Raw genomic sequence first — 13833 nt, 5'->3', positions numbered from 1 at the left:
GAAAGGTGATTTTTACGCGGTGAAGGGGGAGGCCCGGATGGAGCCAAAAGTATCGATTGTCATTCCTTTTTATAATTGCGCGTACATCGAGCAGGCGGTTCACAGTGCCATTCACCAAACGTACCCGCATATTGAGGTCATTGTTGTGGACGATGGCTCTACACAGTATGTGGAGCGGTTAGAACCATTCATGGATCGTATTCGTTATGTACGAAAAGAGAATGGCGGAACAGCCACAGCTTTGAACGAGGGTATTAAGCAGGCGACAGGGGATTACTTTGTCTGGCTCAGCTCGGATGATGTGATGCTGCTGGACCGGGTGGAGAAACAACTGAAGTTTATGCTTGAGGTTAAGGCTTCGTTCTGTCATGGGGCTTATCATTATGTGAATGCGTACAGTGAGTGGATGGACACGGTGCGGCCTGAAGTAGGGAGCCGTCTTGAAGTGCTGCAAGTGCTGATGGAAGGATGCCCGATCAACGGCTGTACTGTCATGCTGGAGATGGATGCGTTTCAAAGGTTTGGCATGTTCGACACCGATTTTCGCTACACCCATGACTATGAGATGTGGATGAGGCTGTTTCCGGTCTATGAGCTGTTCTATTATAATGAACCATTGCTGTGTTACCGGGTTCATGAATCGATGGGAACCAAGCGACACTTTGAGGCGCTGAAAGCCGAGATGGAGCTTGTTCAAGCCAAGCATCGGCCCATACTGCTCAATCTGCTGCAGGTTGGTGGGTATTGGAAGTAGATTGATCACGATTAATGGAATCATAGGTTTAAATTGGGAAGAAAGTACCTTTATGTTACTACTTCGTAAGGGTTCTTTTTCCTTTCTTTTTTTTGTATAAATATTCAATTAATTTAAAATTTTTACTAGGATTATATTGATAATAAAATGTTGATATACTAGTATTTTACTTATAGAAGAATGGAATCCATATTTTGGGGAGGTAAAATGTTGAAAAATTTCAAACATGGTCTGACTGCTTTATTTGCGGTAGCAGTCTTTGCATTAACATCTGTAACTGTATTTGCTGGAGCAGTTGCAGGAGGGGACTTATGGTATGATGGCGGTCAAACAGGAACTCGTGTGTTCTCTGATATCTATGACAATAATACGATGTTAAAGCTAGTGTGATGGTATGTTCAAGTGTAACTACTTCAGGTTGGCTTCCAGATAAAGCGTATATAACTGCTGAGAGAAGTCTTTGGTGTAATGAATCATCCTATTATGATTATCGACTTCTTTCTAGTGGTGGTAAATAATTCACATAATCACTGATTAACTATACTTAAGGTACATCAAGGATGCCATTCTTCTTGTTTCACAAATGATTGCTTAAAGGTGGTAAAACATGGTTAGGGCAATTTTTATTTTTATACTGGGTCAACTATTGCTATTATCGATCATATTTAATCAGACGATCTATCCAATTTTCGAACTCAACCATCTTGGAGATGATTCGTTAAGTTCCTATAGTGTGGAAAATTACAACGGGGATAATCTCAGAAAATTATATAAGAGTTTGAATGAGCAATGTGAAAACGATAACAAGTGCAAAGTTCAATTGATAAAAACTCCTGTATCTAACGATAATAAAATGATTTATGAGATATATCATAGTGATTTGGCAAATTTAAATAGGCTGAACTCAACTTCACCTAATAAAACATTCAGTTATTATGCATTAACAGAAGAAGAATTCATAGATAGTGATGGGTCTTTTTCCACCAATCTCAATAAAGATGTATTAGATAGAATCTCAAATGATGTTGGAATCACTTTAAAATCTGATTCAGTTATGATCGGATATCAGCAGATATTTCAATATAATTCAATTAATTTTGGGATACTTTTAATATTATCTCAACTTATCTTTTTTATTTATACCTTTACAAGAGTAAAGGTGAATGCAGTAAAAAAGGTTCTTGGATTCTCAGCTTTACGTATGATTACGATCTCTTTAAAAAAACTTGCATTGTTACAGAGTATAATTATTCCAACCATATTTTGTTTACACATTGTATATTACTTAAGTCTAGGTAACATTGTGCCACGGTACTTTTACCTGTTATTTGATTATTTATTGATTATTGGAATTATGAATTTAATTATGCTGCTTATCACCCAGGTCAGCCTCAAATATATCGATATCAGTCTAATGATTAAAAATAAAGTTTATTCTAACCGATTAAATCTAAGCTTATATGCTGTGAAAATTTTATTGATTTTATCTATATAAGTTGAAATAATCATTTACACAGAAACGGAGAGGACAGAAAAAACCTGAAAAAGCGAAGCGTTCGCCTTTATCACCGGATTTTTCCCTTGAGAAAAGGAAATCAAAAAAATCTGGGGATAACAGCGATTGGAAGGTTATTCTGTCATCGGAGTGTACGTGTGAATATATCTTTAGTTCAACTTATATATCACAGTATCTGCCTCTATTTTTTCGCAAAATTTCATTAAATACAAAGAAGCATTACATACTTATGATAAGTTTGCTGATTTAGGAAACTATTATACGTCCATTGGATACAATTCAGACGAGTATGAAAAGGCCCTTCAAAATAAAGATCTGCTTGTTCAGTATGGGGATTCTGTAAAAAAAATATCACAACATTTTAGTGATTCGGATCAGTTATATGTTCACAATCTTTCCAATGTATTATCTCAGCTCTCTTTTAGTTTATTAGAACGCAGAGGAACTACACGAGAAAAAGTTCTATCCGATTTCAGAGAAAATCATATTATTGTAAATGATACCTATTTAAATGCTTTTGTTGATCTTCTGGACCCTCAGGGCAGGCCAATCAACTTGAACAGTATCAACGAACCTACAATACTGGTTCCTGAGAAGCAAAAGCAATATGAACAAAAAATCATTGAATACTATACGCAAAGATATAATGCTTTGTTAAGTTATAATGAAAATTATGAAATCGAGAACGCCAATTCTAAGTTTATAAAGTCAGTGCAAATTCGATATATCGCGAACGGTTTGAAACCTGAATTGCTGGGTAAAGGTGACAGGGGGGAGCTTTCAGGGGAAGAGATTGAAGATCCTATTATAATATTGGATCAGGGTGAATTTGATGATCTTTATTATTATGACCAGCTGAACCAAGGGAACATAATTATTAAAGCAGGCAGTAGAGAGGAATTTTCGACTCAAGTCAAAAGATTTAATTTATCAAACTTAATTATTGAAGGTTCATTGATTACACCTTTTCAAAGTCAAATAAGTTCTACGGAATTTTACATGCAACAATCCTTTATATTTGTTATCCTGTTTTTAATTACGTTAGTCTTTGTAATTTATATATCTAACTATATTGATATAATGTTCAACAGAAAAAATTTGGCTAATAAGTACGGTTTGGGTTTTAGTAATTTCAGAATACTGAGATCTCGTTTGCTAATTACACTCATTTTGTTAACTGCTGCCTTTTTCAAGTTCTTCATCCCATTTAATCTAATAGTATATTTATTAATTTTATTGGTAGACATCATTATTTTATTTGTGCTATATAGGTTGGTTATTGTGAGAAATATTCATAAGATATTACGGGGAGGATCATGATGCATGAAATTGAGCTTGTTAATATTGGAAAAAGCTTTGAAGGTTCGGCCGTATTATCTAAGATGAATCTAACCATAAATACAGGTGAAATGGTCGCAATTACGGGTGAAAGCGGAAAAGGAAAAACAACTTTATTAAATATAATTGGTTTGATTACGAGTAAAGATGAAGGAAACTTGCATGTATTTGGACACCGGAATCCTAAAATACATTCCAAAGAAGCGATGCTGCTGAGGAGGAAGAGAATAGGGTATTTATTTCAGAATTATGGTTTGGTGGATGATGAAACTGTACTTTGGAATTTGGGCTTGGCTCTGGAATATAAGAAGATGAATAAAAAAGCCAAGAATGAAATGATTGATCATTACCTGGATAAATTTGCGCTCACCGCCTTGAAAAAGAAAATGGTGTATCAGCTAAGTGGGGGGGAGCAACAAAGAATTGCCGTTATACGACTTATACTGCAAGATAGTGATTTGATTCTTGCTGATGAGCCGACCGCAAGCTTGGATGAGCAAAATGAAAAATATATTTTAGATAATTTAAAAGAATTAAACAGAAAAGGAAAAACTATTGTGGTTGTTACGCATAATACAAACATACTTACTTACTTTAATAGAGTCATTCGTATTGAAGAATTATAAAAATATAATGCAATGAAATAAAACGAGAGTTAAGATGTTTACCATAAAGTCTGGCGAAGTATAGTTGGATTGAAATAGGCAGGCTCCCTGTAGAGTAGGGGCCTGCCTTCTTTGTTATTCCTCATCTCACTTACCATTCAATATCGCCATGGATACGGGATCAGGGAATACGTACCCTTTGGGCAACTTCCTCATTAATTCATTCATTACAGCGTAATCCACCTCGATATGAGTCGTTGATACAGGGGTGGAAAACAAACGATTATACAGATCACTAGGTACAAGCAGTGTCATTATCGGTGACCTCCCCTTTGAATGGCTTCATGGTAGACCTGTAACGTACGCAAACCCATCTCTTCCAGAGAACGATGTTGTTCAGCCCAGGCTTTGGCCTGTGCACCTACTCGTGCTCGGGCGGCACCATCGTGCAGGAGGGCATTTAACAGTGCGCTGAGAGCATCTGCATCCTGCGGCGGAACTACCCAGCCGGTACGTTCAGGGTCAATCATTTCGGGCATACCTGCCGTGCCGCTGACGATGACGGGTACACCGGCAAGCTGTGCCTCGGTAACAGAGAACGGTTGTGTATCCTGCAGGCTGGGTTGTACATAGATATGGGCACGTTGCAGGAATGAAGGAATATTATCCAGCTTGCCCCAGAAGACGACATCATTCCCCACACCAGCCTCTATGGCCTGCGAACGCAGTTCATGGATCAGATTCCCATCACCTGCTATCCAACAGACCCAATCAGAGCGACTTTTTTTCAAGCTGGAGAGTGCCTTGATCAGAACATGGACCCCTTTGATATACTCCAGCCTTCCTGTAAAGGCAATGACCTTCTTGCCAGCAGGTGGTCGCTGTCGGAACTTGACCGATGCAGATGCACGATAGGCAGGCAGATCAACAGCATAGGGGATTAACCGGAATTTTGATTCGGGTACCCTTAGCTCCGTTAGTGTGCTTTTAATCCAGTGGCTGGAGACCAGAATCAGCTCGGATTGTTCAGCACTTCGCTCTTCCAATGAGAGGAAATAGCGTCCGCGTTTGGATTGTAAGTATGCAGCAAGGGTTAGCTGCGGGTTGGTGTTTTGGGCATCGTAGAAGGCTTCACGTGCAAGTGCCCCGTGATAGCTGGTGACCAGCGGTGTGTTGTGATTCAATATGCGTTTCATCGCCACGGCGGCTACAGGATCTTGGGCGTGGATGACGTCATAGTGATCTACGCCCAGATATGCGGCAGCCATCTCGAAGGCATATCTGTTCAATTCATAATAAGCCAGAAGAGAGTCGGCTGTGAATTGGGGCAAATCGGTCGGATTAAGCTTGGCTTGCAGCATGGGCCATACTTTATCCTTTGAGAATGCACGGTTCAGATTTCGGACATAAACTTCATTATTGGCCCCATTTGTGCCCATGATATCGACCTCTACACCGAGTGCCATCAGCCTTTCGGCAAGCTGTTTTACATATGTCCATATGCCACCCATATGTGTAAGCTCCCAGTACGTAACGAGCAGAACTCTCATAGCTACCTCCTTGTCACGGCCTGCACAGGCCGAGCTTCTATCCTTTTATTCTATGAAAAAAGAGGACCGGAAGGTCGGGCATTTCCGTGTAAATACTTAAAAATGGGTGAATGCGAATGGCAATGGATGAGAGGTAGCATAACATATGTAATAGGAAGGTTTAGGCTCCGAAGGAGGAATATACATTGGCCGCATATTTGCTTGAGATTCATGAGAACTTGCTAAAGCTTCAGGTTCCAGTGAAGTACATGGACATTGAGTTAGCTTATGTAGGCGAGGAAGGTACGGATGTATTTGTTGGTGGAGCAAGCACTGCCGGGGAGCTGTATCGCCATCTTTTTTATGTTGGATCGAGTCCTGGCGGAATGGGCGGTAACCGGATCATTCATAATCTGGATGTGTCGTCTGAGCCTTATGAACTGAGGATTATCAGTAATAGCTCTTCTCCTAATCATCTGGTTATTCGTATGTATTGCAGGAGTGCTCACGGTCAGACGCTGGGCATACTGTCGGAGCATCAGATGATCAAGCTGGCGGATTAATACGGTCACATCTGAAAAGAGTAAGTTGAACCCAATGGGTGGAGCAGGGAAGAGACCTGGTCCATTTTTTGGTGTGCTACCTATTCCATATTTTCTAAAAATATAGCTTGACAGCAAAGGTATTTTCATTAGAATTAAAACATGATTTAAAACAAAGGTTTAAAACGACGGTTTAAAACAAAAGTTTGAAAAAGTCGTCAATATAAGGCTAATGGAGAGGCTGATAATGCCTCTATGCCGGAAAAGAGTGTGGAGAGAGTGAAAGACCAAACAGCAGTTCCTCAGGAAGCGGCAGAGTTTTCGATCAAAACGATTATTTTGCCACTCCTGTCTATTATCGTTGGGATGATCATGGTCATTCTGGATAGTACGGTGGTTAACGTTGCGATTCCGAATCTGGTCCAGTATTTTGAAACAGATCTGAAGACAATTCAATGGACCGTAACGGGTTATACGTTAGCTTTATCAGCCGTCATTCCACTGGCGGGATGGTTAACCGATCGATTCGGTGCCAAAAGAGTATTTTTGTTCACGATTGCGATGTTTACGCTGGGGTCGGTATTATGCTCGATTGCACAGTCGCCTGAACAACTGATCATTTACCGTATCATTCAAGGACTTGGTGGGGGCATGGTTGCTCCCATCGGTATGGCGATGGTTTTCCGTCTGGCTCCTCCTGAGAGACGAGGCTCGATCATGGGTATGCTTGGGATTCCAATGCTTCTGGCTCCTGCAATGGGTCCAGTATTATCAGGATGGTTCATTGAGTCTTTAAGCTGGCACTGGATCTTCCTGATCAATCTGCCGATCGGTATTGCTGCGTTCATTTTATGTATCAAATTCCTGCCCGATACGGATCGAGGACGCACGCCTGCGCTTGATCTGCTGGGTATCATTCTGGCGCCAATCGCGTTCTCGATGCTCGCCTATGGCGTGAGTGAAGGCGGAACAAGCTGGACGTCTGCATCCACACTGACAGGTGTGACTGTAGGGGGAGTAGCGCTTATTCTGTTCGTTATTGTGGAGCTTCGTCACAAAAATCCATTGCTGGAGCTTCGTGTGTTTAAATCATCTGATTTCACACGGGGAATTATTCTGGCATGGGTATCGCAAATTGCCCTGTTCGGAGCGATGATTCTGATCCCGCTCTATCTGCAACAGATCAAAGGATATACCGCGCTGGAAACAGGACTGATTCTGCTTCCGCAGGCTCTGGCCTCGGGTGTGGGAATGCCGATTGGTGGTCGATTGTTTGATAAAATTGGGGCGAGACCTCTGGCCTTCGTGGGTCTGGGTATCATCTCGGGTGCCCTGTTTATTCTGTCTTCCATTACAGCAGAGACAGGTCTTGGCCTGATCATTATTAGTCTAGTCATGATGGGACTTGGTATGGGTCTGTCCATGATGCCACTTAATACTCATGTTCTGAATGCTGCGCCGCGTAAGTTGGTAGGACGGGTTACACCGCTTACTGCTGCTGCACAACAAGTGGTTGTGTCTTTTGCAGTTGCTGGCCTGACCGGATTCCTGACTTCCCATATTGCAAGCAACACAACGGGCACGGAGGGCGCAGCGATTGTAAAAGGAATGGTAGCTGGCTTTAACGATACTTTCTTCCTGACAGCTTGCATTGCATTGTTTGGATGTCTGCTCAGTCTAATTCTGCGTAAACCGAAAAAGATGCAGGAAGATACACTTCAAACCGGCGATCAGCCTGATCCCGCAATGATGATGGGGCACTAATTCATTGAGCAAGCCAATCTCATGAATTTACACTGTAGTTGGGTGCATACACAATAATTGGTCGACAAAAGAATTCCAACCAGGCAAGGCAGTTCAGAGAATCTTTCTGAACTGCCTTTTTGCTGTACTCATTGGAAAATGCTCAAGGCTGTCATCATTTCTCTGAAAGATGTGGCATACCGATCCGGCGAGAAAGACAAGCTCATATGCTGTCTGCCCTGGATACGAATATATTCACGCAGCTCCGTGTTGTTCATCAAGTCCAGTGCTTCGGCGACTGCTGCGTTTACATTGCCAATGGGATAGAATTTTCCTGTCTTATTATGTGTGATAAATGAACGTACACCGTCCGAGTCCGTGCTGAGTACCGGGCAGCCACAACTGATGGCTTCAGCTACCGCATAGCCAAATCCCTCAAGCAGGGAAGTGGACAGCATGATGCCTCCAGAAGCAGCAATCATGGAATAGAACGTAGGCATCTGGAAATGGGGTACATTAATGAAAATGCCAATCCGATCTTCAAGCCCGTATTCTGCAAGCATGTGCCGGAACATCACTTCATCTTCAGGATGTGCCAGGGTTGGATCGTGGAACAACCATAGTCTGGCTTTAGAATTTTTTTTAATGATTTCATTGGATATATCTAAATATTCCCGCCAATTTTTGTTGTGTTCCAAGCGTCCGACCCATGCCAAAACGGGATAGGGTGGGGTTTCCACTGAGATTGGGGCAAACGTATGGGTGTCCAGCATATTGGGAATCACGAACCGATGAAGCCAAGGGCAGATATGAATGAACATTTCCAGCAAATGATCGGTAGGAGGAATAACTGCAGCGTTGCAGTGGGCTTGCAGGTAAGGCACTCCCATTTGGATCGTCTCCAGAGCTTGATCACGCGTCCCGAGTCCCTGAGCTTCAAATATAATTCGGCCGTTATACCCGAGACCTCTCAAACGGCCGGGCATGGCAATGTCCGAAGTGGCAATAATGGCATCATAGTGTTGAGTGTGAAGTAAATGATGGATATCCTCATCACTGGATGCGGTGTAGATAGGCGTGTCGCTGTTATTCTGCAATCCAGCGCCTGCGCTGAGATACAGTACATGCGCTTCAATGCCATGACGTTTCAGAACGGCGGTGCGCAATCGATTTAACGTATCCACGCCACCGCTTGGTACATAAAATGTGAATAATACTTTCACACGGCTCACCCTCTGACTTTTGTTCAGGATCTCATACTCCTACTACTGTATGGTACGTTGCCCCAAAGCACACGGTGTGGGTGAATGAAGGTTTGTTCACGTTTTAGACATATTTTTTTAAGGTTTCTTTTAAGTGACTTTAAGCTGTATTTAGGTTATGTCACGTAAGATACAATAAGCTTCCCGTGTTGACCATCTGAAGAAATGAATGATGGCACACGGGTATTTTAACGGGAAAGGATGAATGTTGTGCTCGAAGTGAAACAGGTAAGCAAAGTATTTGATGCACGCCGCGGCGTACATCAACTGGATTTCACAATGGAGCGCGGTGAGATTGTTGGATTTCTGGGACCGAATGGTGCGGGAAAAACAACAACGATGCGCATGATAACCGGCTACCTGCATCCAACGGAAGGTTCGATCACAGTGGATGGTATATCGGTGCATGATCAGGGCCGGAGCGTTCGTTCCAAGATCGGCTATCTACCAGAGACACCACCGCTTTACCTGGATATGACGGTGCAGTCGTATCTTAAATTTGTGGCTAATCTAAGAGATGTCCCGGCACGTGAAGTAAAATTGCGAATCAGTGAGATGGTTAGCAGGCTTGGTCTTCAGGGGCGGGAAAAACAACTGATTCGTGGGCTGTCCAAAGGGTACAAGCAGCGCCTTGGGCTTGCTGGAGCCATAATTCACAAACCGGATCTGCTGGTGCTGGACGAGCCGACTTCTGGACTTGATCCAAACCAAATTATTGAAATACGGGATCTGATCCGTGAATTGGGTGAGAATCATACGGTGCTGCTCAGCACACATATTTTGCCTGAAGTGAGTACGCTTTGTACTCGCATGTTGATTATCAATCAGGGACAACTCGTGCTGGATGGTTCGCCGCAGCATTTTGGATCAGCAATGGGGGATAACTTCAAGGTCTCCATTGAGGTGAAGGCAACGGAGCAGCAATTACATAACGTGCTAACACCATGGGAAAAGGTGCGGAGTGAAGTCATTCAGGCGTCGGATGCAAATACCGCCAAAGATACTTCACATACGTCAGAGTCTTCGGATACGGTCAAAATGTTACTTACCGGAAATTCTTCGGTTGATTTCAGGGAAGAGCTGTTCTACCTTTTGTCCGGTGCGGGGTTGCCTATATTGGAGATGAAGAAGGAAAATCTCAGTCTGGAGCAGGTCTTCATGAAGCTCACGACGACGGAAACGGATTCGACGAATATCGCTGACATCGATACAGGGCTTGCTGAACAGACAACAGATGCTGTTGCCAATCAGGATATAAGTACAACTTCAAATACAAGCACAAAAACAGATACAACAAGTACGGGGGCAGATACAGATGTTGACGTGGATCAGTCAACGTTGTCTGGGACAGACTCGACCGATTCCAGCTCAGGGGAGGGTTCCAAATGAGGCGTATGATGGCCGTTTGCAATAAGGAACTGCAGGCATACTTCCTGTCACCCACGTCGTATTTTGTGTTTGCTGTTTATGTACTGATGACAAGTTTGCTGTTCTATTCCAGTTTTGTGTATTACCAACCCAGTATTGTGGATTATCGCCTTGTGCTTGGAGACACACTCTCCATGCTGCTGTTTGTAGTACCGTTGTTAACCATGAGACTGGTGGCAGAGGAATTCAGGCAGGGAACGGATGAGCTGCTGCTGACTTCTCCTGTACGGGTTACTGAGATTATTTTCGGTAAATATTTGGCTTCTCTCGCCATTCTTGTCGTCCTTATTCTGTGCAGCCTGGTTTACCCGTTCATCATGTCCTTCTTCGGTGAATTGGATCTGACATCCGTTTGGCTGTCGGCCCTGGGTCTCTTCTTCCTGGGCGCAAGCATGATGGCGATTGGACTGTTTGCTTCATCGCTATCCCAGCACCAGATGGTATCTGCGGTCGCTGGTTTTATTATATTGCTCGTATTGTGGATGCTTGATTCATTTGCAGGCAATACCGGGTCGGCTTTACAGCAATGGCTGGACCCATTTGCGCTGACGAATCGGTTTGACAGCTTTACCAAGGGCGTGCTGAGTGGTCCAGATATATTGTATTATGTAACGCTTTCAGGTGTGTTTCTGCTGTTAAGCATTCAAATTGTGGAACGGAAGCGGTGGAGGTGAGAAGATGAAAAAATGGTTAAGTCATACCAACAGTACCGTGTTGTCTGTAGCGGTGATTGGCATCTTTATTTTGCTGACCCTGTTCCTGAATTCGCTTGGCGGCTTCCAACTGGATCTGACCTCAAACAAACAATATACTTTATCAGACCAGTCCCTTACCGCGATCAAAAACGTAAAGGAAGACGTCAACATTCTGGTGTTAACCGTTGAAAATGCCAACAACACGGTCTTGAACCGCGAAGTAACGGATATGGTTCAGGAATATACAAAACGTAATAGCAAACTGACGATGAAGCAGTATAATTTGACGCAGGAGCCTGCACTTGCTTCGAAATACGGCATCACAGGCAGCTCCATCGTATTGGAACAGGGGGATCAGCACAAAGTCATTGATATCGCCAGTCTGTTCACGGCTGTTGATGGAAGTGATGGAAGTGATGGATCGCACCAGTTCACAGGTGAGGAAAAACTGACACAAGCCTTAATGAATATGTCTTCGACGGAAACGCATAAAATGGTGTTCCTGACAGGACATGAGGAACTTGGGATGGATCAGTTAACTACCCTGCGATCATCTCTGGAACAGAACAATATTACGACGGAAGAATTACAACTGAATCAGGCAGGTCAGGTTCCCGAAGAGGCGGACGTACTCGCCATCATCGGGCCGCAGCGCGACATCAGTGATACCGAATTGAAAGCCATTCGGACTTATCTGAGCAACGGTGGCAAAATGCTGCTGTCCCTTGGTTTCCATGAAGATATGAAAGTAAATTGGAAAAATATTGATTCACTCATGACAGATTATGGCGTAGTTGATGAACATGCTGTCATGGTGGATAACCAGCAGGCCAGCACAATGGGGCCACTCTGGGTTGTACCGGAGTATGGCTCACATGCCATTACAGAGAAGCTTGCGGCGAGCAAGTTGTATCCAATGCTGTCACTGTCGATTGCCTTGACCAGCAAGGAGCAGGATAACTACAAGCTGTCGCCCCTGATTCATTCATCGAATGACAGTTATGGTGAGACGAACATTGCAGGACTCTTGCAAAATGAGACATCCAATGATCCGGATCAGGATGTACAAGGTCCTGTCGAGCTGGGATATGCGGCGGATACGACCGATGGCAAACCGAAGGCCGTGATCCTGGGATCATCCATTTTCATGCAGGACTCCGAAATTGCGAGTGGCGGCAATCGAGACTTTATTCTAAATGCCGTTAATTATCTGAGTGAAAAAGAGGATGGGGTGACCATCCGGCCACGTATACAATCCGGTTATCAGATGGCTTACCTGGATGGTAAGCAGGCCAGAACCATTTTCTTTGTGGCCATTGTGGCCTTCCCGCTCATCTTTGTTATGATAGGTGTATTCTTATGGTGGAGGCGCAGACGAGTATGAGAAAATGGGTCCCAACGATTCTGGTCGTATTGGTACTGATTATCGGTTGGGTTTATGCGGCCAGTCAGAATTATTTTCGTGAAGAAGAAGCGGAGAAGACAAAGCTGCTTGGCATTCAGTCTGGCGACATACAGTCCATCACGATTCATGACATCCATGCAGACGCATCAGGCACAGCAGAGTCTTCAACATCGCAATTAGAATTGAAGAACGGCGTATGGAGCATGGTGGAACCAAAAGCTTACCCTCTTAACGGTTATACCGTGAGTAGTTGGCTGGATGTTTTGAGCAGTGCAGATCAGGAGTTGATTGTAGAGGCAGAGCCGACAGATCTGGATAAGTATGGGTTGGGCAGTAATGCAGCTACGTTAAACATCAAGCTCAAGGATAATCGTGAGATCACATTGGTTATTGGTGGTCAGCTGCCAGCAGATGATGCACGCTATGTACGGGTAGATTCAGGACCTGTGGTTGCTGTGAAGACAGAAACCATAAGCGGCATAGAATTGTCACGCCATGATCTACTGGATACAACACCGTTTACGATGGATGAGACGAATGTCGAGTCCTTGGATTGGGAAGGTGAAGCAGCCACCTGGATGCTCAAATCGGCTTCGGAAGACGGTACAGCAGATAAATCATGGACGTTGAATGGCAAGACTATTGAACCCACAGATGCCATATCCCTTATTGGCAAAATTAAAAACCTGTCTACAGCGGATGAAGTCCGCAAAGCTTCCGAGTTGAAAGGGACGGTACCGCGGTTCACCCTGTCTGTTGAGCAGACGGTTAACGGGGAGGCTGTAACCGATGTTTACCGGGGACTTATCGTTCCATCGGAACCGGACCGGATCTGGGTCATCACACCAGACGGTCAATGGGCTTATGCAATGGATGCAAATGCTTTGACGGAAGCACAGAAATTTCCGGATACGATAAAAGAATCAGGCGCACCTTCTTCAACCGGAGATGCTGCTACTGACTCAACTTCATCTTCCAAGTAAGGGATGATGAGATGCAGCGAGAGCTTCCGTTAA

At 43.7% G+C, this 13833-nt stretch carries 14 protein-coding genes; 11 read left to right on the top strand and 3 right to left on the bottom strand.

The features are described 5' to 3' along the window. Positions 1-37 precede the first annotated feature (37 nt). The 5 genes from ACR32F_RS26170 to ACR32F_RS26150 all read left to right on the top strand — a co-directional run bounded on the left by ACR32F_RS26170 (position 38) and on the right by ACR32F_RS26150 (position 4234). Complete coding sequence (locus tag ACR32F_RS26170) at positions 38-754, top strand: glycosyltransferase family 2 protein (RefSeq protein WP_440112258.1); 717 nt, start codon at positions 38-40, stop codon at positions 752-754. A 207-nt stretch (positions 755-961) separates the two neighbouring features. Then, positions 962-1144: a hypothetical protein gene (locus ACR32F_RS26165; RefSeq protein ID WP_440112255.1), complete on the top strand. Its 183-nt coding sequence runs from the start codon at positions 962-964 to the stop codon at positions 1142-1144. Positions 1145-1361: 217 nt separating this feature from the next. Next, positions 1362-2249: a hypothetical protein gene (locus tag ACR32F_RS26160; protein ID WP_440112252.1), complete on the top strand. Its 888-nt coding sequence runs from the start codon at positions 1362-1364 to the stop codon at positions 2247-2249. A gap of 576 nt (positions 2250-2825) precedes the next feature. Continuing rightward, on the top strand, positions 2826-3590 hold the full coding sequence (locus tag ACR32F_RS26155) for a hypothetical protein (protein WP_440112250.1): 765 nt from the start codon (positions 2826-2828) through the stop codon (positions 3588-3590). Beyond that, positions 3587-4234, top strand: coding sequence for a putative bacteriocin export ABC transporter (locus ACR32F_RS26150; protein ID WP_440112248.1), 648 nt, complete (start codon positions 3587-3589; stop codon positions 4232-4234). The genes ACR32F_RS26155 and ACR32F_RS26150 overlap by 4 nt, the downstream gene beginning before the upstream one ends. A gap of 126 nt (positions 4235-4360) precedes the next feature. Here ACR32F_RS26150 and ACR32F_RS26145 read toward each other — a convergent pair whose 3' ends face one another. Together ACR32F_RS26145 and ACR32F_RS26140 are read right to left on the bottom strand one after the other, a co-directional pair. Next, the gene (locus ACR32F_RS26145; protein ID WP_440112246.1) at positions 4361-4528 is read right to left on the bottom strand and encodes a hypothetical protein; all 168 of its coding nucleotides are present in this window, start codon (positions 4526-4528) and stop codon (positions 4361-4363) included. Beyond that, positions 4528-5763, bottom strand: coding sequence for a glycosyltransferase family 4 protein (locus tag ACR32F_RS26140; protein WP_440112244.1), 1236 nt, complete (start codon positions 5761-5763; stop codon positions 4528-4530). The genes ACR32F_RS26145 and ACR32F_RS26140 overlap by 1 nt, the downstream gene beginning before the upstream one ends. Before the next feature lie 185 nt (positions 5764-5948). On the opposite strand from ACR32F_RS26140, the gene ACR32F_RS26135 reads away from it, so the two are divergent. Next, entirely contained in the window at positions 5949-6305 is a 357-nt protein-coding gene (locus ACR32F_RS26135; protein ID WP_440112242.1) for a hypothetical protein, read from the top strand. Between the two features lie 258 nt (positions 6306-6563). Further along, positions 6564-8048 (top strand): DHA2 family efflux MFS transporter permease subunit, encoded by a 1485-nt coding sequence (locus ACR32F_RS26130; protein WP_440112240.1) that lies wholly within the window; start codon positions 6564-6566, stop codon positions 8046-8048. Positions 8049-8176: 128 nt separating this feature from the next. Here ACR32F_RS26130 and ACR32F_RS26125 read toward each other — a convergent pair whose 3' ends face one another. Then, positions 8177-9250, bottom strand: a complete 1074-nt coding sequence (locus ACR32F_RS26125; protein WP_440112238.1) for a glycosyltransferase family 4 protein — start codon at positions 9248-9250, stop codon at positions 8177-8179. A 249-nt stretch (positions 9251-9499) separates the two neighbouring features. Between ACR32F_RS26125 and ACR32F_RS26120 the strand changes: the two genes are divergently transcribed. The 4 genes from ACR32F_RS26120 to ACR32F_RS26105 are packed head-to-tail and all read left to right on the top strand — an operon-like array spanning position 9500 to position 13800. Then, positions 9500-10678, top strand: coding sequence for an ABC transporter ATP-binding protein (locus ACR32F_RS26120; protein WP_440112237.1), 1179 nt, complete (start codon positions 9500-9502; stop codon positions 10676-10678). Further along, positions 10675-11391, top strand: a complete 717-nt coding sequence (locus ACR32F_RS26115) for an ABC transporter permease subunit (RefSeq protein ID WP_440112235.1) — start codon at positions 10675-10677, stop codon at positions 11389-11391. The genes ACR32F_RS26120 and ACR32F_RS26115 overlap by 4 nt, the downstream gene beginning before the upstream one ends. A gap of 4 nt (positions 11392-11395) precedes the next feature. Then, positions 11396-12796 carry a GldG family protein gene (locus ACR32F_RS26110; RefSeq protein WP_440112233.1) on the top strand — a complete coding sequence of 467 codons (1401 nt, stop codon included), beginning with the start codon at positions 11396-11398 and terminating at the stop codon, positions 12794-12796. Next, positions 12793-13800, top strand: a complete 1008-nt coding sequence (locus ACR32F_RS26105) for a DUF4340 domain-containing protein (RefSeq protein ID WP_440112231.1) — start codon at positions 12793-12795, stop codon at positions 13798-13800. Before ACR32F_RS26110 ends, ACR32F_RS26105 begins: the two co-directional genes overlap by 4 nt. Positions 13801-13833 lie beyond the last annotated feature (33 nt).

Source organism: Paenibacillus hebaui, assembly GCF_051934385.1.
Taxonomy (GTDB): Bacteria; Bacillota; Bacilli; order Paenibacillales; family Paenibacillaceae; genus Paenibacillus.
The sequence above is the reverse complement of the archived record's forward strand: the minus strand, read 5'-3'. Positions and strand labels throughout refer to the sequence as shown.